Raw genomic sequence first — 20,344 nt, forward strand, 5'->3', positions numbered from 1 at the left:
ATCGGGTCGTGAGCAATCGATGTCACCCACTGACATCACCGTAGCACCCCATGTCAGCCGCTGTCATCAGTAGACTCTCCGTATGGCTCGATGGCAACCAGGGACCCGCGAACGCCTGATGTCCGTGGCGCTGCAGCTGTTCGCCGAGCGCGGGTTCGAGCAGACCACCGTCGCCGAGATCGCCGCCGCAGCCGAGGTCACCGAGCGCACCTTCTTCCGGCACTTCGCGGACAAGCGCGAGGTCCTGTTCTCCGGACAGGACGACTTCGTCGCGCTGTTCCTCGACCCCATCGCCCAGGCACCGGACGACACGGCACCGTTCGACCTGATCGCCCAGGCACTCGAGGCGACGGGCTCGTTCTTCCCGGACGACCGTCGTGCCTGGTCGCAGATGCGGCAACCGATCATCGAGGGCGAACCGTCCCTGAGGGAACGCGAACTCGGCAAACTGGCCACGCTCACCGTCCGCATCGGCCAGGCGCTGCGCGAGCGTGGCGTGACCGAACCGGCCGCCACCCTGGCCGCTGAGACCGGCGTGACGGTGTTCCACCTGTCGTTCCAGCAGTGGATCGCCCCCGACGAGGACCGCTCCCTGAGCGAGATCGTCCACGAGCGGATGCGGGCCCTGACGGAGTTGTTGCACCCCGGACACTGAGGTCGCTCATGGGGAGCCGGAGCATCCTCGATGGATGTCCACGAGCACGCTGACCCAGCGCCCCGCGGCCCCCGCGGCCACCGCTGCCCCGGCGAAGCCCGCGACCGGGCGACCCGCCGACCGATCCCCACTCGCCAGCCGGGCCACCGCGCTCGACGGCCTGCGTACCGTCGCGATCGTCATCGTGATGCTGTACCACCTGCACGTCGCCGGCTTCGAGGGCGGCTTCATCGGCGTGACGGTCTTCTTCGTGCTCTCCGGCTTCCTGATCACCACGCTGCTGCTCGGCGAGCACCGGCGCACCGGGCGGATCCGGCTCGGGTCGTTCTGGCTGAAGCGGCTGCTCCGGCTCTACCCGGCCTTGCTCGTGATGGTCGTCGTCGGCCTGGCCCTGTGGTCGTGGGTCGGCGACTACAAGGGCGCGTCGTTCGGCCCCGGCGAAGCGGCGTTCATCGCCCTGAGCTACACGGGCAACCTGTTCCGCTCGTTCTGGGACACCACGCAGGGCGTCTTCGCGCACACGTGGAGCCTGTCGATGGAGGAGCAGTTCTACCTGGTCTGGCCGCCGGTCCTGGTGCTGCTCTTCGCGCTCCGGGCTCGTCGCCGTGCACTCATGGCCGGGCTCGCGGTGGTCATCGTCGCCGCCTCGGTCGGGTCGTGGCTGAGCTACCGGACCCCCGGCAGCGGATCGACGCCGGACGTGTACTTCTCGCCCGTGCTCGGCCTGGTGCCGCTCGCGACGGGCTGCCTGCTCGCACTGCTGCTCGACGACGAGCGGGTCCGCGCCTGGGCCAGGGGCCTCGCGGGGCACCTCGGCACGTGGATCGGCATCGTGGTGCTGGCAGCCGTGCAGTTCTGGATCGACGACGACTGGACGCAGCACGCGTGGACCTTCGGCCTGCTGCTGCCCGCCACCGGGGTCGTCTCGGCACTGCTGATCGGCGGGCTGGTCTCGGTGCGCAGCCCGCTGTCGATCGCACTGTCGTGGACGCCGATGGCCTGGTTCGGCCGCCGGGTCTCGTACTCGGCGTACCTCTGGCACCCGCTCGTCATCGCACTGCTGGGCACGGTCGCATCGAGTGCCTTCGGGGCGTTCGACTGGGTGTGGCTGCTCGGTGCGGCGATCCTGGTGGCCGTCGGCGCGGCCTACGCGGTCGAGGTCCCGGTGGAGCAGCTCCGCCGACGGTTCCGGGAGGCCCGGCGCCTGTTGGCAGCGGAGCGTTCCGCCACGCAGACCGTTCGCTGAGGCGCGGGGCGCGACGGGGCGGCCCGGGCCGGTCCGTCGCGCGATCCGGCTCACGACCCCCGCCGGCCCGGCTGCTCCGTAGGCTCAGGGCGTGACCGTTGCGCGGACCGGAGTCCTGGTGGTCGGCGGTGGGCCCGTCGGGCTGTTCCTGGGCGCGCTGCTGGCCCATGCCGGCGTCGACGTGCAGGTCTGGGAGCGCCGAGACGCAGCGCCCACCGGGTCGAGGGCGATCGGCATCCACCCGCCGTCCCTCGACGCCTTCGCCGCGATCGGCGTCGCCGTGCCCGTGCTGGCCGAGGCTGCGCTGGTGCGTCGTGGCATCGCTCGCAGCCGCGGCCGGACACTCGGGACGCTGTCCTTCGACCAGGCCTCGGCGACACATCCCTACGTCGTCACGATCGACCAGCACCGCACCGAGCGGATCCTGCGCGCAGGCCTCGATGCGGCGGCACCCGGAGCGGTCAGCACGGGAACCGCACTCACCGCGTTGCACCGCCACCGGGACCACGTCGACGCGGTCGGCACCGGCCCCGACGGCAGCCCGGTCGCGCTGCGGGCGTCCTTCGTCGTCGGCGCTGACGGTGCCCGCAGCACCGTACGCGACCTGCTCGGCATCGGCACGACCGGGCGTGACTACCCGGACCGCTACGTGATGGGTGACTTCGCCGACCCCGAGCCCGTCGCTGCCCGCCGGGACGCCCTGGTCGACGTGGGACCGGACGGCGTCGTCGAGTCCTTCCCGCTGCCCGACGGACGTCGTCGGTACGTCGCACTCGTCGGTCGACGGACGCCAGCTGCGGACGAGGTCGACGCCGGCGCCCTGGCAGACACCGTCCATCGACGCACGGGGGCGACCCCGGACCCGGCCACGAACTCGATGCTGAGCGGCTTCCGGATCCGCCGACGGCAGGCCGGACGGGTGGGCGTGGGGCGGGTCGTGCTGATCGGGGACGCCGCGCACGAGATCAGCCCGATCGGCGGTCAGGGCATGAACCTCGGCTGGCTCGACGCCGCCGAGCTGGCGCCGCTGCTGGCCGAGGGCGTCCGGACCGGATCGGCCGGTCCGTGGCCCGCGTACGCCGCGCACCGGCAGGCGGTCGCTCGGCGGGCAGCGCGGCAGGCCGAGGCGAACATGCTGCTCGGTGGCCGGGCGGCCGGCCTCGGCATCCTGGGACGCGAGGTGCTGTTGCGGACGGTGCTGGGCCTGCCGTCGTCGGGCGTGCTGGCGCGGCAGTACGCGATGCGCTGGGCGTAGGCGTAGGCGTAGGCGTAGGCGTAGCCGTAGCCGTAGCCGTAGCCGTTGCTGTCGCCGTCGCCGTTGCCGCTGCCGTCCTGAGCCACGCTGCTCAGGCGACGAGCCGCGCCCCGGCCAGTCCGAGCTCGACGACCAGCACGAGCGACGACGCGATCACCAACCGGAACAGCGTGCGCGTCGGTGGCCCGGTCAGCACCAGACGCACGCCGACGACAGCCAGCACGACCACCACCACCGTGCCCACGACGGCGAGGACGACCCCGAGGCCGCGCACCGGGTCACCGCCGGACAGCTGCCCGAACAGGACCAGCCCGGCGGCGACGACCAGTGCCCCGAACGCGACGACCCCGGCGGCGTGCAGGCCGAGTCGGTGCGGGAACCCGCGGACGCCGGTCGCCGCGTCGTCCACCAGGTCCGGCAGCACGTTCGTGCAGTGGATCGCGATGCCGAAGACCGCCCCGGTGCCGATGGCCCATGGCGCCGGCAGCTGCGACGCGGGACCGGCGGAGACGGCGACCACCGGGAGCAGACCGAAGGCGACGACGAACGGCGCCACGGACCAGATCGACCGCTTCAGGCCCGCGTCGTAGGCCCACCCGGCGGCGACCAGCACCAGGTGCGCGACCGCGGCGACCGGCCCGAGGAACAGCGAGAGCACGACCGCGGCCGCCGCTGTGCCGAAGGCCGCGTTGCGGACGGTGCCAGCGGCGATGTGGCCCTGCGCGACGGGCTTGTCGGAGCGGCCGACTGCGCGATCGCGGTCGGCATCGATCCAGTCGTTCGCCAACCCGATCGACAGCTGCCCCGCGACCACGGTCAGCGCCACCAGGACGACCAGCCGGACGGGATGGCCGACCGCGGCGGCGATGACCGCAGCCAGCACGGTGACCGTGACCGTCGGGCCCGGGTGCGACGAGGCGAGGAGCAGTCGCACCGGTGACGTCATGCGCCGAGCCTACGGACCGCGGCCACGGTGGGCGTCAGGCGCGGTCGTGGAGGGTCACGTGGTAGCCGTCCGGGTCGGCGAACGTGAACGTGCGACCGAAGGGTCCGTCGATCGGGTCCGCGACGATGGTGTGTCCGTCGGCGACCAGCGCGTCGTGGATGGCCTGCACGTCGGTGGCGTGCAGCCAGATCGCGGCGCCGAGGCCCGGCTGCGCCTGACCCGCGATGTCGGTGCCGGGGACGACGTCGCGCAGGGCGAAGGCGACGGGGCTGGTCGTGAAGACGACCGCGTGCGGTGGCCCGGCCGGCGAGCGCTCCAGGCCCAGGTAGTGCTCGTAGAAGGCCTGCGAGGCGTCGAGGTCGGTGACCTGCAGCGAGATGAAGTCGGGTCCGGTGACCGGCATGGTGGGCTCCTTCGGTGTGTGTCAGTTGGCTGACACGAGTCAATCTATGTCAGAATGCTGACATGAGTCAAGTGGACGACGGGATCGATCTCGAGACCTCGCTCGGGTACCTGCTGAAGGAAGCCGCCAGTGCCCTGCGCACCGCGATGGAAGGTGCCCTCCGGCCGCTCGGCATGACCATCACGCACTACTCGTGCCTCGAGCTGCTCGCGCAGCGACCGGGGTCGAGCAACTCCGAGCTGGCGCGGGGCACGTTCGTGACCCGGCAGTCGATGAACGTCCTGCTGCAGGCGCTCGAGCGGAACGGCGAGGTCTCCCGTCCCGAAGCCGCGCCGGTCGGCAAGGTGCTACCCACCCGACTGACACCGAAGGGCCGCAGGCTGCTCGGCCAGGCGACCCTGGCGGTCCGCGCGGTCGAGGTCCGCATGCTCGACGGACTCGACGCCGATGCGCTGCAGGCAGCACGCACGACACTGCGGAGCATGGTCCGGTCCCTCCGGGCGACGACGCCGACGACGACCACGACGCCGACGACGACCGCGACGACGCCGGTCGAACCGTAGGCTCGGATGGTGACCGGATCCACCGAGCGGCCTGCAACGGCACACGCCCAGCTGGCCGCCGCCGTCCGCGGGGACCTCCGCCCCCTGGTGTCGGACGTCCCCGCAGCCGAGTCCCCCCGTCAGGCCGCAGTCCTCATGCTGTTCGGCGTGCTCGACGACGTCCCGAGCGACCACCGCGCTGCCGATGCCGCCGTCGCGCAGGACCTCGACGTGCTGCTCCTCGCGCGCGCCACGACGCTCCGAGCGCACCCGGGGCAGGTCGCCTTCCCCGGCGGACGGCTGGACCCGGGCGACGCTGACGCCACGGCGGCAGCGCTCCGCGAGGCGCACGAGGAGACCGGGCTCGACCCGACCGGTGTCGAGGTGCTCGGTGCGATGCCCGCTGTGCCGCTCGCGTTCTCACGGCACCTGGTCACACCCGTGCTCGGCTGGTGGCAGCACCCGTCGCCCGTGCGGGTCGTCGACGAGGGCGAGTCCGCCGCCGTGTTCCGCGCGCCCGTCGCCGATCTGCTCGACCCCACCCACCGGGGCGTCACCGTGCTGCGTCAGGACGGCCGTGAATGGCGCGGGCCGGCGTTCACGATCGACACCGACACCGGCCGACACGTGGTCTGGGGCTTCACGGCGTCACTGCTCGACGCGCTGTTCACCCGGCTGGGGTGGGAGGAACCATGGGACCGCCAGCACGAGGTGCCGCTCCCCGCGTGACGCGCTCGAGGCCCAGCCCGAGCACGCCGAACAGCGCGCCGGCCGCGGCCCAGACGAGCACCGTCACCGCGATCTCCCCCGGGAGCAGTGTCCCCGTCGACCATGCCAGCGAGACGATGGACGGGAACCGTGCGATCGGTGCTCCGAAGTCGATCGCCGGGAACGCCACACCCGTCACGGACGTGACGAACGCAGCCCCGGCAGCGGCGAGCGCGGCGATCGGCACGACCGACACCCGGCGGCCGGTCCAGGCCGCGCCGACCCCGACGAGTACGCCGAGCACCGCGCCGGTGACGACAGCCCAGACCCAGTCGGCGTCGAGGTCCACCTGGGCGAAGCCGGCGCCGATGAAGTCGCCGCTGGCCGGCAGGCCCGAGGCCCACGATGTGTTCCCGCGCCGCAGCCACCACCCGAGCAGTCCCGCAGCAGCGCCGAGCACCGTGGTCGCAGTGACGAGACGCACCACCGCTGCCGTCGGACGCCGGAGCGGGCGAACGGCCCCGACCAGCGACGCTGCAGTCCCGACGACGGCACCGACGGCGGTGACGATCAGCACCACCGTGTTGCCGGTCGCACCGTCGGCGGGCAGACGCAGCAGGAGGTTGGCCGGCACCACCTGGGCGACGAACCCCCAGCAGCAGAACGCGACGAGCGCGAAGACGGTCAGCACGGTGGACCGGAACGGTCCGCGGCGCGCCAGGACCGGTGCGACGAGGGCGGCGAGCACGGTGCCGACGGCCGTCGCGACGAGGACGAGTGCCGGGGCGAGCGCCGCGGCCGCCACGGCGAAGTCGGCGGCGCGGTCGCGGTCGGTGGTCGGGACGACGGCCACGACCGCGATCCAGAGCCCCGCGGCCCAGGCCACCCCCACCTGGAAGCCGGTCAGCGTCCCGCGGCCGATCAGTCGTGTGCGCACGACCCCATCCTGGCGGACCGCCCCGTCCGCAGCGGTACGATCGGCGTCAGCGGGAACGGAGTCAGCATGACGAACCTCGACCCCCGACGCGGAGCCGGGCGCCGGACACGACACGACGTGGAACACCTGGTCGACGCGCTGGCGGCACGGATGGGCGGCGACACCGCGGCCGTGCGGGCAGCGGTGTTGAGCGTGCTGCACTCCCGCGAGCAGCAGCACCTGGCCGAGATGGAACTGCGGCGCGGCATCTTCGACCTCGCCGACCTGGGCGTGTCCGAACGCGACATCGCCCGACTGGCCGGCATCTCGCAACCCGAGGTCTCGCGGCGGCTGACCCGACGCGGGCTGACGGCATCGCGTCCGTCGCCGCGCGAGGTGATCTCGCAGCGTCAGGCCGGCCTGATCGACTCGGACACCATGGTGCGGGAGCTCTCGACGATGGTGATGACCCACCGCATCCCGGCCCGCGACTCCGGCTACGACAGCGCCGCGGCGCAGACCGGCACGGCGAAGGAACTGGCGGCGGCGTTCCAGGACGGGCTGATCAGCGAGGGCGAGTACGAGACCGTGCGCAAGGCGATCGCCGGGCGGCTCGGCCGGACGCACACACGGTGAACACCGAGCCGGACGCACACACGGTGAACACCGAACCGGACGCACTCCGCACGAGCGCCGCCCCGGACGACCGAGCCCTGCGCGACCGCACCGCCGCAGACCTGGCGGCCTTCCTGCAGGCGGCGTGCCTGGACGACCCGTGGACCGAGGACCCCGCCGGCAGCACCCGCCTGCGCTACGCCCCGGACGGCTTCCTGTACACGGCCGAACGGCTGAAGCTGCACGAGACGTTGCTCGCCGCACACACCGCACAGACGCCGGCACCGTCCGACGACGGCACCCTCGCGGTGGTCGTGACCGCCGGGCCTCCCGGCTCGGGCAAGACGACGGCGCTGTCCCGGATGCCCGAGCTCGACGCCTACCGGCACATCGACGCGGACGACTTCAAGGACGCACTGCTCGAACGCGCCTCAGCCGACGGACTGCTCGACGCGTGGACGACGCGAGTGCTGGTCGACGGCGCCCCCGTCCGGCCGAGGGAGCTCGCCGCGTACGTGCACGCCGAGTCCACCGCCGTCGCCGACACCCTGCGCCGCCGGTCCTTGCGCGACGGCGAGAACGTCGTGGTGCACGGCACCCTGTCGAGCGTCGACTACCTGGACGACCTGCTGTCCGAACTCGACGACGCCGGGTACGACCGGCTGCGGATCGTCGACGTCGAGGTGCCGTTCGACGCGGCCCTCGAGCAGGCGACGGCCCGCTGGTGGCAGGTCCGGCGCACCGACGACCCGCTGGGCGGCCGGTTCGTACCGGCCGCGGCCATCCGTCGCTACTACCCGGGCGCCGGGCAGTCGTTGTGCCGGTCGAACGTGTCCGAGCTCGAACGACGGGCCGCCGACCTGGGCTGGGACGTCAGGGTCGAGCGGATCGGCTGACGGCCTGCGGCGTCTCCGGCGCGACCGAGGGCACATCGTCCGGAACACCAGCCGGAGCCGCTGCGGTGTCGGTCGCGACCACAGCCTGATCGACGGCGTCCCGCTCGACGACCCGACGCCGCCGGAGCAGCAGCACCCCGGAGGCCAGCGCGATCCCGACCAGGATCACCACACCGCCCACGGGTTCGTTCCACCGCACCCGCTCCCCCAGCACCAGCACGCCCAGCACCACGCCGACCACGGGCGTCAGGTACGTGACGGTCGAGGCGCGCGCCGCTCCCCAGGCCTGGACGAGTCCCGTGTTCCACATGTAGGCCAGCCCCGTGCCGACGCACCCGAGTCCCAGCATCGCGGCCACGATCCTCCAGTCCAGCTGCATCGGGGCGGTCGCCGTGACCGGCGCGACCAGCAGCATCAGCCCGGCGGCCAGCGTCAGCTGGACGGTGGTCAGGGTGACGGCGTCGTGGCCGCTGCCCGCGACGAACCGCCGCATGTAGGCCAGACCGAAGCCGTAGCAGGCGGTCATGCCGAGCAGCGCGAGCTGTGCCGGCACCGTCGCCAGGACCGACGGGTCACCGATCAGGTCCCACGGGCCGACCAGGACGAGCACGCCCACGATCCCGATCAGCACCCCGGCGAGCTGCCGGCCACGCAGCCGTTCGGCAGGCAGCAGCAGTGGCATCGCCAGCAGCACCATGATCGGGGTGGTCGCGTTGTAGATGCTCGCCAGACCGCTCGGCACGCTCTGCTCCGCCCACGCGACGAGCGAGGACGGCACGGCGTTCAGGAACACCGCCAGCACGAGCAGGTGCCCCCACAGCGCCTTCGAGCGTGGCCAGCGACGACGGGTCGCCAGCAGGATCACCAGCAGGGTCAGCGCGCCGAGCAGGACCCGTCCGAGCGCGACCTGCTGCGGCGACAGGCCCTCGAGCCCGATCTTCATGAAGAGGAAGCTCGAGCCCCAGGTCAGCGCCACCAGGACGAACAGGATGCCGTTCATGCCGCTAGTGTCGAGCCATCGACCGGCATGAGGCAAACGCATCGGCCTCATGCGCCCATGAGGAGTACGCATGTCCGTCACGATCGCACAGCTCCGGGCCCTGGTGACCACCGTCGACAGCGGCTCGTTCACCGCCGCCGCTCGGTCGCTCGGCGTCGGTCAGTCGGCCGTCTCGCACGCCGTCGCGGGGCTCGAGCGCGAGCTCGGCGGTCCCGTCCTGCAGCGCGGCACCGCCGCCGTCCCGACCCCGCTCGGCGACCGCCTGCTCGGTCACGCCCGCACCGCGATCGCCTCGGTCGACGCCCTGGAGGCCGTGGTCCGGCCCGGTACGGCGCGCGGCACCGTGCGTCTCGCCGCCGTCCCGACCGTGTGCCAGGGTCTGCTGCCGCGGCTGCGCGAGGTGTGGGCGGTGACCCTGCCCGACGTCGACGTGCAGGTCTACGAGGGCGACGACGACGAGATGCCCGACTGGCTCGAAGCCGGCACCGTGGACGCCGCCGTGCTCGTCGACCCCGCGACGATGCCGCCCGGCGGCGTGGTCGTCGCCACCGACGAGATGGCCGCCGTCGTGCGCCGAGACCACCCGCTCGCCGACGCCGCACCCCTGACACTCGACGACCTGCACGAGGACGGGCTGGTCGCCGGCGGTGGCGGGTGCGAGTACCAGATCCAGCGCATGCACGAGATCGCGGGGCAGCCGTTCCGGTACGCCCACCGGGTGCGGGAGATGAGCACGATGTTCGGCATGATCCAGCGGGGCGAGGGGGTGTCGATCGTGCCGACGCTCGGTCGGGTGATGCTGCCCGACGACCTGGTGATGGTGCCGACCGAGCCCCGGCTCGTGCGGACGCTGGTGCTGAGCGGGCCGTCCTCGCGGCCGTGGCACCCGCTGGCGAGGGCGCTCGTCGACGCGGTGTGAGGGGTTGCACTCACAAGTGCAACTGGCGTACCGTCGAGCCCAGCACACGAGAGCGGAGGCGCGATGGAGACTGTGACGACCGAGCGTCGGCGGATTGCCGTGGACCAGGCGGTGCAGTCGTCTGCACAGGAGTTCGTGACGGCGTCGACCTCGCGACACATCGCCTCGATGCACGCCGTGTTCGACGATGACCGGACCGTGCAGCTGCCGAGCGCGCTCGTCGACGTCGTCACACAGGCCATCGAGGCACTGAGCACGGGCGCTGCGGTCACCGCGATGGCCTTGCCGCGCGAACTCTCGACCACTGTTGCGGCCGACCTGCTCGGTGTCTCACGGCCGACACTGATGAAGATGATCGGTCGTGGGGAGATCTCCGCACACAAGGTCGGGTCGCACCACCGACTCGTCCGCGACGATGTCTTCGCGCTCCGTCGTGATCGCCAGATCGCACGGGCTGCCGCGACGCACGAGCTCTTGGTCGCCGGCGAGGCCTTCGACTGACCGGGGCGCGGACGGTACGCTCGATATGTGATGCATCAGCGTGTGTTCGTGGACGCGAACGTGCTGTGCAGCCGGACCCTCCGCGACTGGACCTGCCTGCTCCGAGCACGGGTCGACGGGCTCTTCCAGCTCCACACGACTGAAGACGTCCTCGCCGAGGTCCTGCACACGCTGCGTCGGCTCCACCCCGAACGCCCGGGTGGTGCGGTGACACGGCTGCGTGCAGCCGTCCTCGCGTCGATCGACGAACTGGTCGACGACTTCGACGCGACCGTGCCGTACGCGGGCAACGACCCCGATGACCGACACGTCCACGCGGCCGCCGTCGCCTGTCGCGCAGACGTCCTGCGCACACAGGACCGCGGCCTCGCTGCTGCCCCGCAGTCCCACTACCTGGTGTCCGGGTGCGACGCGTTCTTCACCCGCATCGACGACATGGCTCCAGCCGCCGTTCGAGACGTGTGCCTGCAGCAGGTCGAGTACTGGGCAACGCGGACATCGCATCCGGCCGAGGCGCTGGTGGCAGCGCTCCATGACGCCGGATGCCCGGTGTTCGCGAACCGCGTCCGCGCGCACCTCGCGGCGATCGGGAACGACGACCACCGGTGCTGACCCGGCGTGCAGGGGTCCTCGGCAGGATGGGGTGATGGCCGAGACCTACGTGAAGACCTTCACCGACCCGAACGAGGCAGCTGCCGAAGCCGCCGGCCTGGAGTGGCTCGCCGAGGCCGAACCGGACGGTGGCACCCGCATCGCCCGGGTGCTCGGACGACCGCGGCCGACCGTGCTCGAGCTGGAGTTCGTCTCCGACACCGCGCCGTCGACGGCCCAGGCGGAGCGCTTCGGCCGGTCCCTGGCGCACACCCACGCCGCCGGAGCCGCGCACTGGGGAGCCCCGTCGCCCGGGTTCCCGGCGGTCGGGTCGATGCGCGTCGGGCGGTCGCGGACGCCCTTCGTGCCCGCGGTCGACGCACCCGACACGTGGGGCGAGTTCTTCGCGGAGTACCGGATCCGCGACTTCGTGCAGCGCATCGTCGACGCGGGCGGGTACGACGGCTCCGAGGCCGCGGTGTTCGAACGTGTCGCCGACCGACTGGAGGACGGCACGCTCGGCTCCCCGCAGCCCGCACTGGTCGGTGACGGCCCCGCGCGGCTGCACGGCGACCTGTGGGCGGGGAACGTGCTGTGGCCGCGCGATGCGTCCGAGCCGACCGGGGCGGTGCTGATCGACGCGACACCGCACGGTGGGCACGCCGAGACGGACCTGGCACTGCTGGCGCTGTTCGGACTGCCCCGGCTCGAGACCGTGCTGGCGGCGTACGACGCCGAGTCCCGGCTGGCGGCGGGGTGGCAGGAGCGCGTCGAGCTGCACCAGCTGGCGCCGCTGCTGCTGCACGTGCTGCTGTTCGGCGGGTCGTACACGGACGCGGCACTCCGGGCAGCGCGCCGGTACGCCTGACGGTCGCACGGTGCGAGGTTCGCTGGGCTCGCGCCGTGCGCGGTTGATCCCCGGTGCGAGGTTGATCGCCTGGTGCGAGGGAACAACCGCGCACCAGGCGGCCAAGGTCGCACGAGACGGGTCGGGACCGCGCGCAGCTCCTTACCCGGCGCACAGGTGACGCATGGGGCCGTTCGGGGAACACCCCGGAGGCTCACTGCCATGACCACGTACCCGATCCCCGTGACCGACCGTCGCGACCGTGCGCACCCGGGAGCGCCCACGCGTCGCCGAGCTGTCCCCCGGCTCTTCCTCGGCGAGCGCACCGACGCCCGCTGGCTCCGCCCGGCGTTCTGGCTGCTGCTCGTCGTCACCGCCGTCGTGTACTGCTGGGACCTCAGCATGTCCGGGTACGCGAACAGCTTCTACGCCGCCGCCGTGCAGGCCGGCACGAAGTCGTGGGAGGCGTTCTTCTTCGGCTCGCTCGACTCGTCGAACTTCATCACGGTGGACAAGCCGCCCGCGTCGCTGTGGGTGATGGTGCTGTCCGCCCGGCTGTTCGGCTTCTCGAGCACCAGCCTGCTGCTGCCCCAGGCGCTGATGGCCGTCGGATCGGTCGCGCTGGTGTGGGGCACGGTCCGCCGCACCCTGGCCCGGCTCGGGTCGACGACCGCGAACGTCGGCGCCCTGCTCGCCGGGTTCGTCGTCGCAGCGACCCCGGCAGCGGCGCTGATGTTCCGCTTCGACAACCCGGACGCCCTGCTGGTCCTGCTGATGACCGCCGGCGCGTACTGCACGGTGCGGGCCCTCCCCCGCGGCAGCTGGCGGTGGATCGCCCTGGCCGGTGTCGCGCTCGGGTTCGCGTTCCTGACGAAGATGCTGCAGGGGCTGCTCGTCCTGCCGGCGTTCGGCCTGGTGTACCTCGTCGCCGCCCGCACCACCGTGCCGAAGCGCATCGTCGGGCTGCTGATCGCTGCCGGGTCGCTCGTCGTCGCAGCCGGCTGGTGGGTCGTCGCCGTGTGGCTGTGGCCCGCCGACGCCCGCCCGTACATCGGCGGTTCGACGAACAACACCGTGCTCGACCTGGTGTTCGGCTACAACGGCCTGGGCCGGATCTTCGGCGGCTCGGGCAACGGCGGCGGGGGCGGCGGCACGACCGGCGGCACCGCGGGTTCGTCCTTCGGCGGCAGCACCGGACTGAACCGCCTGTTCTCGTCCGAGATGGGCCTGGAGATCTCGTGGCTGCTGCCCGCGGCGTTGATCGCGCTCGTGCTCGGCCTGGTCGTCGTCGGACGTCGTCACGTGGCCGATCCGGCACGCGCGGGTCTGGTGCTGTGGGGCGGTTGGCTGCTGGTCACCGGGCTGGTGTTCTCGTACATGTCCGGCACGATCCACCCGTACTACACGGTCGCGCTCGTCCCGGCGATCGCCGGCCTGGTCGGCACCGGCGGCGCCCTGCTCTGGCGGGCCCGCACCCGGATGACCGGTCGCCTCGGTCTGGCCGCCATGGTGGGCAGCACGGCCTTCTGGGGCTGGTGCCTGCTCAACGAGAACCCGACGTGGCTGCCGTGGTTGCGCTGGGTGATGCTCGCCGGTGGCCTGCTGTCCGCCCTCGCGATCATCGTGGGGAGCATCCCGTCGCTCCGCAAGCTCGTGACCGTCGGCGTGCTGGCCGGAACGCTGTTCGGACTCACCGGCACCACCGCCTACGCGTTCGCCACCACCACGGTGGCGCACTCCGGCTCGATCCCGAGCGTCGGTCCGTCGGGGTCCTCCGGTGGCGGGATGGGCGGCGGCATGCCGGGAGGCTCGGGTGGCCCCGGCGGATCGGCCGCCGGCACCGAGAACGACGGCTCCGACAGCGGCACCCAGCAGGGTCCCGGCGGCACGCCGCCGGACGGTAGGACCCCGCCCAGCGGGACCTCCGGCGAGATGCCGGGTGGCACCGACGGCGAGGCGCCCGGCACCGGGACCTCCGGGACGGAGTCGGGGACGGGCCTCCCGTCCGGTGGTGGCGACCAGGCGACCGACGGTGGCGGCATGGGCGCTGGCAGCGCGACGACCTCGGCCGCGCTGACCAAGCTGCTCGCGCAGACCGACACGACCTGGGCCGCCGCGGTGGACGGATCGCAGTCCGCCGCGCAGCTGGAGCTCGACAGCAACACCCCGGTGATGGCGATCGGTGGCTGGTCGAGCGACCCGACCCCGACGCTGGCCGAGTTCAAGGCGTACGTGGCCGAGGACAAGATCGCGTACTACATCGCCTCGGGCAACGGCGGCGGGATGGGTGGCGGGTCCTCCACGGCGTCGGCGATCAAGGAGTGGGTGGCCGCGAACTACTCGTCGACGACCGTCGGCGGCCAGACCGTCTACGACCTGACCGTCGCGAAGTAGGCTCGGCGCGATGTCCGACCAGCCGCTCCAGCGCACCGACGGCTCGCCCGTCCGTGCCCTCGTCGTCGACGACGAGCACGCGCTCGCCGACGCCGTCCGCCAGGCGTTCGAGGCGGACGGCTGGTCGGTGCGTGCCGTGCACCGCGGTCGGGACGTGCTGTTCGCGGCGCGCGAGTTCCAGCCCGACGTCATCGTGCTCGACGTGATGCTGCCGGACCTGGACGGGTTCCAGGTGCTGGAGCGGCTGCGGGATGCCCGGGACGACGTCCGGGTGCTGTTCCTGACCGCCCGGGACTCGTCCGAGGACCGGTTGGCCGGCCTGACCCGGGGCGGCGACGACTACCTGACCAAGCCGTTCGGGGTCGCCGAGCTGCTGGTCCGGGCGCGGATCCTGGCCCGGACCTCGGCCCGCGTGGCGGCGACCGCATCCGTGGGGATCACCGTCGGCGACCTGGTGCTCGACGAGGACGCGCGGACGGTCACCCGGGGCGGCGAGGCCATCGAGCTGACCCCGACCGAGTTCGAGCTGCTGCGCCACCTGGCGCGGAACGCGAACCGGGTGCTGTCGCGGGAGCACCTGCTGGCGAACGTCTGGGGCATGGACTTCGGGTCGTCGTCCAACCTGGTGGACATGTACGTGTCGTACCTGCGGCGCAAGGTCGACGCGGGACGCTCGCCGCTCGTGCACACCGTCCGGGGCGCCGGGTACGTGCTGCGGCCGGCGACGCCGTGAGGGACCGCTCGGCGCGCGTGCCGTCGCTGCGGTGGCGGATCGTCGGGGCGGTGGCGCTGCTGCTGGTCCTGACGAACGTCGTGGTCGGGATCGTGACGGTGGTGGCCTACCGGGGGTACCTGGTCGGGCGGTTGGACGCCGAGCTCGCGACCGCTGCGAGCCGGACGATGGGGCCGGGTGACGGGCAGCCGCCGCCGGGGTCCGGGTCCTCGTCCGGGTCGGGGTCGTCGTCGGGCTCGGGGTCGTCGTCGGGCTCGGGGTCGTCGTCGGACCGTCCGGATCCGGGCAACGCGTTCATCGGTGCGCCCGGGCAGTCTGCCGACACCGTCGTGGCGATCTTCCGCGGCAGCAGCACCGTGCTCGCCGGGTACACCGACGCGAAGGGACAGCAGCACGGCCTGAGCGCGGCGCAGGAGCGGACCCTGGCGACCGTCGCCACCGACGGCGAGCCGGTCACGGTGACGCTCGGGTCGCTCGGGACCTACCGCGCCGAGGCCGTCGGTTCGGACGGCGACGTGTTCGTCACCGCCCTGCCCCTCGGTGACCTGCGGGCCTCGATCGTGCGGCTCGTGGTCGTCATCGGGAGCGTCACGCTCGTCGGGCTGCTCGTCGCCGTGTGGGCGGGCGCGATGCTCGTGCGGCGGTCGCTCCGTCCCCTGGAGCACGTCGCGGCGGTGGCGTCGAGCGTGACCTCGCTCGACCTCGAGCGCGGCGACACCGACATCACCGTGCGCGTCGCCACGGCCGACCTCAGCAGCAACCGCGAGGTCGGCGCCGTCGGGACGGCCCTGAACCGGCTGCTCGGGCACGTCGGCCGCGCGCTCACCGTCCGTCGCGACGCCGAGTCGGGCATGCGCACCTTCGTCGCCGATGCCTCGCACGAACTCCGGACGCCGATCGCCACCGTGCGCGCCTACGCCGAGCTGTCGTCGAGCACGAGCGACCTCGACGCCGTCCACCGCAACGTCGACCGCATCGGGCACGAGGCCGTCCGGATGGGCGCCCTGGTCGAGGAACTGCTGCTGCTGGCCCGGCTGGACTCGGCAGCGCTCGCCGCCGGTCCGGCACCCGCCGCGACGGACCCGGTCGACCTGACGTCCGTGGTCGTCGAAGCGACGATGGACGCTCGCGCCACCGCTCCGGACCACCGGTGGGAGCTGCAGGTCGACGACGAGCCGGTCGTGGTGCCGGGCGACGCGGCGCAGCTGCGGCGGGTCGTGACGAACCTGCTCGCGAACGCCCGGACGCACACACCACCCGAGACCACCGTGGTCGTGTCCCTGCGGCGCACCACGGCCTCCGGTGCGGTGTTCGTCGTGACCAACGACGGACCGGTGATCCCGGACGTCGCCCTGCCGACGCTGTTCGACCGGTTCACCCGGGGCGAGGCGTCGCGATCCCGCGAGCACGGCACCAGCGGGCTCGGGCTGGCGATCGTCCGCGCGGTCGTCGAGTCGCACGGTGGGACCGTCCGGGTGTCGTCCGAGCCCGGGCGCACGGCGTTCACGGTGTCCCTGCCCGCGTCCTGACCGGCGCGGGGACGGGGCGGCAGGGTGCCACTCGGCGGGTGGGAACGGGCGGCGAACCGGGAGGTCCGGCCCGGGTTTCAGACGATCGTCCAACGTCCGGGCCGATCGCGTGCGTCCGGCCCCCAGCGCTCGCAGGATGGGTCATGTCCGAGCACGACGGCCACACCGGCCACCACTGCAGAGATGGGATCAAGATCATGAACTCGTTCAAGACCAAGACCGTGAAGACACTCGCCGGCACCGCACTCGGCGGCGCGATGATCGCCGGAGCGCTCGTCGCAGCCCCGGCGCAGGCCGCTGAGCCCGCACCGACCGCGTCCGCCTCGAGCAGCGTCGGCGGCAGCGGGAACGTCAACGTCAACCTCGACCCGGTCGCGATCGTCAACGCGATCAAGGACGCCGTGAACGACCAGAGCGACCGGGGCGGCGCCGTGCAGGCTGCGCTCGACGTCGGCTACTGGAACGCCGGCAACCCGGACCGCCTGACGGTCGCCGTGGTGAACAAGAACCAGGACATCACGGTCGAGGGTGACGTCGCGGACGCCCAGTCGATCGACATCAAGGGCGGCAACTACGTCATCTACTGGTTCAAGGGCCCCGGCAAGATCACCAACAACGGTGACGGCGGCTGGCTGAACTGGGGCGCGTTCGGCAACATCGTCCGGACCGACAACGTCATCAGCGTCAACGGCGGCTGACCACACCGCACGACCGACACCCCCTGGGGCCCGCGGGTCTCAGGGGGTGTCGCCGTGTCGACCGGACCGTGAGCGGAGCCAGCCCCGGACGAAGGCGACGGAGACGAGTGCCGTCCGGTTCGGCGCACCGCACGCGCGCATGAGCCGCCCGAGGTGCCAGGCGACGGCCTGCCGGCTGTAGGCGGTCTCCTTCGCGATCGCGTCGTTCGACAAGCCCTGCGCGGCGAGCGCCAGCATCTGCTCCTCGGTCTCGTCGAGTCCGGGCACGGCTGCCACGAGCTCGACGTCCGTGTCGGTGTCGTCGATGCCCGGCGTCCGCCGTCGCTGCTGCGCCCAGGCCTCGAACCAGCACGTCCCGAGTTCGTGTGCGACGAGCGAGGCACGCCCCATCGCGAGCATCGCGCGTCCCGGGTGCTCCTGCGTGGCGGTCCGCATCACCAGCGTGAAGACGCGCAGCGCCGGCACGGCCCCACGCAACGCGACGGCGACGTCGACCCGCGGATCGGTCGCCCGGTCGGCGGCGAGGGCGCGGAGTGCCGACAGGGCCTCGGAGTCGACCGGTGTGCCGTGTTCGACGGCGTGCAGCGCAGCGGGCAGGACCACGGGGACGATCTCGGCGTAGCGCTCACGCAGCCAGTCGTGACCTGCGGGCCGGATGCCGTCGAGCGGCGGTGCCAGGAGCATTCGGGCGAACTCGTCCGAGCGGTCGTCGAGGCCGAGACCCAGTCGTTCGCCGGGCAGCAGCGTCGATGAACGATGGACGTCGTCCGGTCCGGCCACGGTGCCCCCTCGTCAGCACCCGTCGTCCTGTCCGACGAGTGTCGCGCTTCGCAGTGTACCGATCGGTCCACCCGGCCGTCCGCGACGCGGGTGAACACGAGGGGAAGTCGTCTGCCAGGCTCGGGGTGTGCCGTACGAACGCGAACCCTGGGTCCAGCAGCTGCGCAGCGGGGCGTTCCCCCGCCTGGGGAAGGCCGCGGTGGGCACGTCGCTGCTCGGGGTTGCCGGGCTGGTCGGGGGGATCCTGCTGCTCCCGCGGTTCGCACCCCTGCCGTGGTTCTGCGTCGTCCTGGCGCTCGGGCTCGCCGTCGGCGGGTGGGTCCTGCGCCGTGCGGATCGTGCCGCCGTCGCCCGTGCCCGCGCGTGGACCGAGCAGCCGAGCCTGTTCGTGCCGGTGAGCCGGGCCTACCGGGGTGAACTGCCGACGTTCGGGGTGCCCGTCGAGCGCGGCGACCAACCGCGCCTGTGGACGGCCGACGCGATCGGGCTGCACGCGTGGGACGGTGCACGCGCCGACCCCGTGGCCGAGATCACGTGGGAGCAGATCGACGACTTCGAGCCGGAGGAGCGGAAGACCTTCACCGGCCAGAGCGCCTGGGCGCTGGGGATCCGAGGAGCCGGCGGCGCCCGGCTCGGGCTCTCCTGCCGGCGGGCACTCGGCTCGCCGGTCGGGGCGAGTGCCACTCGGACCGACATCCTGATGCGGGTGCTGCGGTCCGAGGCCGGCCGGCGCCGACAGGGGTCCTGACCACCGAGGACGTTCTTACCGCCACCACAGGGGCGTGCTCCGGTCCGCATGGCCGCGCTGCCGAGCATCAGCAGCATGACGGAGACGAACCCCACCCTCGACATCGACATCGTCGTCCCCTGCTACAACGAACAGGACACGCTGGCGGCACACGTCCGGCGACTGCACACGTTCTGCCGGGCGACGTTCCCACAGCGCTGGCGCATCACGATCGCCGACAACGCCTCGACGGACGACACCGCGCGCATCGCCGACGACCTCGCCGCGATGCTCCCCGAGGTGCACGCCGTCCACCTGCCCGAGAAGGGCCGCGGCCGAGCGCTGAAGGCCGTGTGGGGTGCGTCCCCGGCCCGGGTGCTCGTCTACGTGGACGAGGACCTGTCGACGGACCTCGCCGCGCTGGAGCCCCTCGTCGCCCCGCTGCTGTCCGGGCACTCGGACCTGGCGATCGGCACGCGCCTGGCCGGCTCGTCGCGGGTGGTCCGCGGCGGCAAGCGGGAGTTCATCTCGCGCTCGTACAACCTGCTGCTGCGGACCACGATGGGGGTGTCGTTCTCCGACGCACAGTGCGGCTTCAAGGCGATCACCCGGCAGGCGGCGGAGCACGTCCTGCCGCTGTGCGAGGACGACGCGTGGTTCTTCGACACCGAGATGCTCGTGCTGGCGGAGCACGCGGGGCTGCGCGTGCACGAGGTCCCCGTGGACTGGATCGACGACGTGAACTCCTCGGTCGACATCGCCTCGACCGCCACCGAGGACCTGCGCGGGATGTGGCGGGTGTCCCGTGGACTGGCGACCGGCCGGATCCCGGTCGCCCCGGTGTACCAGGCGATCGGCCGCCAGCCGTTCACGACGCCACACATTGGGATCCTCGGGCAGGTCCTGCGGTTCGGCGCGATCGGCATCGCGTCCACCATCGCCTTCGCGGTGCTGTACGCGCTGTTCCGCCCCGCCATCGGCGCACAGACGGCAGACTTCCTCGCGCTGCTCGTCACCGCGGTCGGGAACACCGCGCTGAACCGTCGCTTCACCTTCGGGGTCCGCGGTCGGGCGGGAGCAGGCATGCACCAGGTGCAGGGCCTGGTGGTGTTCGGCATTGCGTGGGCCATCACGTCGGGAGCGCTGGTCGTGTTGCACGCCACCACGCCGGGCGCCTCGCACGGTGCGGAGATCGCCGTGCTCACCGGCGCGAACCTGCTCGCGACGCTCGTGCGGTTCGTGTTGTTCAAGGCGTGGGTGTTCCGGGCTCGTCGTCGGCCGGAGCTCATCCGCCCCGGCACGACCCCCGCCGCCGAGGCGACGACCGAGGTGCTGCCCGTGCACGACGACGCTGCGCAGTGACCGTTCGCACGTGCGCGTGAGCACGGTGCGAGCTTCGCGGCCCGTGCGAGGTCGACGGCCCCGTGCGCGGAAACACCCTCG

General features: G+C 72.6%; 22 protein-coding genes. 17 read left to right on the plus strand and 5 right to left on the minus strand.

The features are described 5' to 3' along the window. Positions 1-82: 82 nt before the first annotated feature. The 3 genes from MT346_RS08895 (at position 83) to MT346_RS08905 (ending at position 3,156) form a co-directional block, all read left to right on the plus strand. Entirely contained in the window at positions 83-655 is a 573-nt protein-coding gene (locus tag MT346_RS08895) for a TetR family transcriptional regulator (protein WP_243562632.1), read from the plus strand. Positions 656-689: 34 nt separating this feature from the next. Then, entirely contained in the window at positions 690-1,901 is a 1,212-nt protein-coding gene (locus MT346_RS08900; RefSeq protein ID WP_243562634.1) for an acyltransferase, read from the plus strand. 91 nt (positions 1,902-1,992) lie between these two features. Beyond that, positions 1,993-3,156, plus strand: a complete 1,164-nt coding sequence (locus MT346_RS08905; protein WP_243562636.1) for an NAD(P)/FAD-dependent oxidoreductase — start codon at positions 1,993-1,995, stop codon at positions 3,154-3,156. A gap of 91 nt (positions 3,157-3,247) precedes the next feature. Here the strand turns inward: MT346_RS08905 and MT346_RS08910 are convergent, their stop codons facing one another. Further along, positions 3,248-4,102: a UbiA family prenyltransferase gene (locus MT346_RS08910; protein WP_243562639.1), complete on the minus strand. Its 855-nt coding sequence runs from the start codon at positions 4,100-4,102 to the stop codon at positions 3,248-3,250. Between the two features lie 34 nt (positions 4,103-4,136). Next, complete coding sequence (locus MT346_RS08915; RefSeq protein WP_243562642.1) at positions 4,137-4,505, minus strand: VOC family protein; 369 nt, start codon at positions 4,503-4,505, stop codon at positions 4,137-4,139. 62 nt (positions 4,506-4,567) lie between these two features. Here MT346_RS08915 and MT346_RS08920 point away from each other — a divergent pair, with 62 nt between their 5' ends. Then, positions 4,568-5,068, plus strand: coding sequence for a MarR family winged helix-turn-helix transcriptional regulator (locus MT346_RS08920; protein ID WP_243562646.1), 501 nt, complete (start codon positions 4,568-4,570; stop codon positions 5,066-5,068). Positions 5,069-5,077: 9 nt separating this feature from the next. Then, positions 5,078-5,776 (plus strand): CoA pyrophosphatase, encoded by a 699-nt coding sequence (locus MT346_RS08925; protein ID WP_374202520.1) that lies wholly within the window; start codon positions 5,078-5,080, stop codon positions 5,774-5,776. On the opposite strand, the gene MT346_RS08930 is transcribed toward MT346_RS08925, so the two are convergent. Beyond that, positions 5,715-6,692 carry a hypothetical protein gene (locus tag MT346_RS08930; protein ID WP_243562647.1) on the minus strand — a complete coding sequence of 326 codons (978 nt, stop codon included), beginning with the start codon at positions 6,690-6,692 and terminating at the stop codon, positions 5,715-5,717. The two genes, MT346_RS08925 and MT346_RS08930, sit on opposite strands and share 62 nt — an antisense overlap. A gap of 66 nt (positions 6,693-6,758) precedes the next feature. Here MT346_RS08930 and MT346_RS08935 point away from each other — a divergent pair, with 66 nt between their 5' ends. After that, positions 6,759-7,307 carry a hypothetical protein gene (locus MT346_RS08935; RefSeq protein WP_243562650.1) on the plus strand — a complete coding sequence of 183 codons (549 nt, stop codon included), beginning with the start codon at positions 6,759-6,761 and terminating at the stop codon, positions 7,305-7,307. Between the two features lie 23 nt (positions 7,308-7,330). Next, a complete protein-coding gene (locus MT346_RS08940; RefSeq protein WP_243562653.1) occupies positions 7,331-8,182 on the plus strand; it encodes a zeta toxin family protein in 852 nt (283 codons plus the stop codon). On the opposite strand, the gene MT346_RS08945 is transcribed toward MT346_RS08940, so the two are convergent. Further along, positions 8,160-9,182 (minus strand): DMT family transporter, encoded by a 1,023-nt coding sequence (locus tag MT346_RS08945; protein ID WP_243562655.1) that lies wholly within the window; start codon positions 9,180-9,182, stop codon positions 8,160-8,162. The genes MT346_RS08940 and MT346_RS08945 overlap by 23 nt on opposite strands. A 70-nt stretch (positions 9,183-9,252) precedes the next feature. Between MT346_RS08945 and MT346_RS08950 the strand changes: the two genes are divergently transcribed. From MT346_RS08950 to MT346_RS08985, 8 genes are all read left to right on the plus strand, one after another. After that, positions 9,253-10,101, plus strand: coding sequence for a LysR family transcriptional regulator (locus MT346_RS08950; RefSeq protein WP_243562657.1), 849 nt, complete (start codon positions 9,253-9,255; stop codon positions 10,099-10,101). A gap of 63 nt (positions 10,102-10,164) precedes the next feature. Continuing rightward, the gene (locus tag MT346_RS08955; RefSeq protein ID WP_243562659.1) at positions 10,165-10,602 is read left to right on the plus strand and encodes an excisionase family DNA-binding protein; all 438 of its coding nucleotides are present in this window, start codon (positions 10,165-10,167) and stop codon (positions 10,600-10,602) included. A 30-nt stretch (positions 10,603-10,632) separates the two neighbouring features. Next, the gene (locus tag MT346_RS08960; protein ID WP_243562800.1) at positions 10,633-11,214 is read left to right on the plus strand and encodes a putative toxin-antitoxin system toxin component, PIN family; all 582 of its coding nucleotides are present in this window, start codon (positions 10,633-10,635) and stop codon (positions 11,212-11,214) included. 34 nt (positions 11,215-11,248) lie between these two features. Continuing rightward, positions 11,249-12,061 (plus strand): fructosamine kinase family protein, encoded by an 813-nt coding sequence (locus tag MT346_RS08965; protein ID WP_243562660.1) that lies wholly within the window; start codon positions 11,249-11,251, stop codon positions 12,059-12,061. A 201-nt stretch (positions 12,062-12,262) separates the two neighbouring features. Then, positions 12,263-14,434 carry a glycosyltransferase family 39 protein gene (locus MT346_RS08970; RefSeq protein WP_243562661.1) on the plus strand — a complete coding sequence of 724 codons (2,172 nt, stop codon included), beginning with the start codon at positions 12,263-12,265 and terminating at the stop codon, positions 14,432-14,434. 10 nt (positions 14,435-14,444) lie between these two features. After that, positions 14,445-15,167 carry a response regulator transcription factor gene (locus MT346_RS08975; protein WP_243562663.1) on the plus strand — a complete coding sequence of 241 codons (723 nt, stop codon included), beginning with the start codon at positions 14,445-14,447 and terminating at the stop codon, positions 15,165-15,167. Next, a complete protein-coding gene (locus MT346_RS18390) occupies positions 15,164-16,696 on the plus strand; it encodes a cell wall metabolism sensor histidine kinase WalK (RefSeq protein WP_243562664.1) in 1,533 nt (510 codons plus the stop codon). Before MT346_RS08975 ends, MT346_RS18390 begins: the two co-directional genes overlap by 4 nt. Positions 16,697-16,839: 143 nt before the next feature. Next, on the plus strand, positions 16,840-17,394 hold the full coding sequence (locus tag MT346_RS08985; RefSeq protein WP_243562667.1) for a hypothetical protein: 555 nt from the start codon (positions 16,840-16,842) through the stop codon (positions 17,392-17,394). Between the two features lie 39 nt (positions 17,395-17,433). Here the strand turns inward: MT346_RS08985 and MT346_RS18395 are convergent, their stop codons facing one another. Further along, positions 17,434-18,174: a helix-turn-helix transcriptional regulator gene (locus MT346_RS18395; RefSeq protein WP_243562669.1), complete on the minus strand. Its 741-nt coding sequence runs from the start codon at positions 18,172-18,174 to the stop codon at positions 17,434-17,436. Positions 18,175-18,301: 127 nt separating this feature from the next. Here MT346_RS18395 and MT346_RS08995 point away from each other — a divergent pair, with 127 nt between their 5' ends. Together MT346_RS08995 and MT346_RS09000 are read left to right on the plus strand one after the other, a co-directional pair. Continuing rightward, complete coding sequence (locus MT346_RS08995; protein WP_243562671.1) at positions 18,302-18,922, plus strand: hypothetical protein; 621 nt, start codon at positions 18,302-18,304, stop codon at positions 18,920-18,922. 75 nt (positions 18,923-18,997) lie between these two features. Beyond that, positions 18,998-20,263, plus strand: a complete 1,266-nt coding sequence (locus MT346_RS09000) for a bifunctional glycosyltransferase family 2/GtrA family protein (protein ID WP_243562672.1) — start codon at positions 18,998-19,000, stop codon at positions 20,261-20,263. The last annotated feature ends 81 nt before the right edge of the window (positions 20,264-20,344 follow it).

The sequence above is a fragment of the Curtobacterium sp. VKM Ac-2922 genome (assembly GCF_022815645.1).
Lineage (GTDB): Bacteria > Actinomycetota > Actinomycetes > Actinomycetales > Microbacteriaceae > Curtobacterium.

Coding starts and splice junctions, on each gene's coding strand:
- MT346_RS08895 (WP_243562632.1), top strand. CDS start 83: ATGGCTCGATGGCAACCAGGGACCCGCGAACGCCTGATGTCCGTGGCG.
- MT346_RS08900 (WP_243562634.1), top strand. CDS start 690: ATGTCCACGAGCACGCTGACCCAGCGCCCCGCGGCCCCCGCGGCCACC.
- MT346_RS08910 (WP_243562639.1), bottom strand. CDS start 4,102: ATGACGTCACCGGTGCGACTGCTCCTCGCCTCGTCGCACCCGGGCCCG.
- MT346_RS08915 (WP_243562642.1), bottom strand. CDS start 4,505: ATGCCGGTCACCGGACCCGACTTCATCTCGCTGCAGGTCACCGACCTC.
- MT346_RS08920 (WP_243562646.1), top strand. CDS start 4,568: ATGAGTCAAGTGGACGACGGGATCGATCTCGAGACCTCGCTCGGGTAC.
- MT346_RS08935 (WP_243562650.1), top strand. CDS start 6,759: ATGACGAACCTCGACCCCCGACGCGGAGCCGGGCGCCGGACACGACAC.
- MT346_RS08945 (WP_243562655.1), bottom strand. CDS start 9,182: ATGAACGGCATCCTGTTCGTCCTGGTGGCGCTGACCTGGGGCTCGAGC.
- MT346_RS08950 (WP_243562657.1), top strand. CDS start 9,253: ATGTCCGTCACGATCGCACAGCTCCGGGCCCTGGTGACCACCGTCGAC.
- MT346_RS08955 (WP_243562659.1), top strand. CDS start 10,165: ATGGAGACTGTGACGACCGAGCGTCGGCGGATTGCCGTGGACCAGGCG.
- MT346_RS08960 (WP_243562800.1), top strand. CDS start 10,633: ATGCATCAGCGTGTGTTCGTGGACGCGAACGTGCTGTGCAGCCGGACC.
- MT346_RS08965 (WP_243562660.1), top strand. CDS start 11,249: ATGGCCGAGACCTACGTGAAGACCTTCACCGACCCGAACGAGGCAGCT.
- MT346_RS08970 (WP_243562661.1), top strand. CDS start 12,263: ATGACCACGTACCCGATCCCCGTGACCGACCGTCGCGACCGTGCGCAC.
- MT346_RS08975 (WP_243562663.1), top strand. CDS start 14,445: ATGTCCGACCAGCCGCTCCAGCGCACCGACGGCTCGCCCGTCCGTGCC.
- MT346_RS08985 (WP_243562667.1), top strand. CDS start 16,840: ATGTCCGAGCACGACGGCCACACCGGCCACCACTGCAGAGATGGGATC.
- MT346_RS09000 (WP_243562672.1), top strand. CDS start 18,998: ATGACGGAGACGAACCCCACCCTCGACATCGACATCGTCGTCCCCTGC.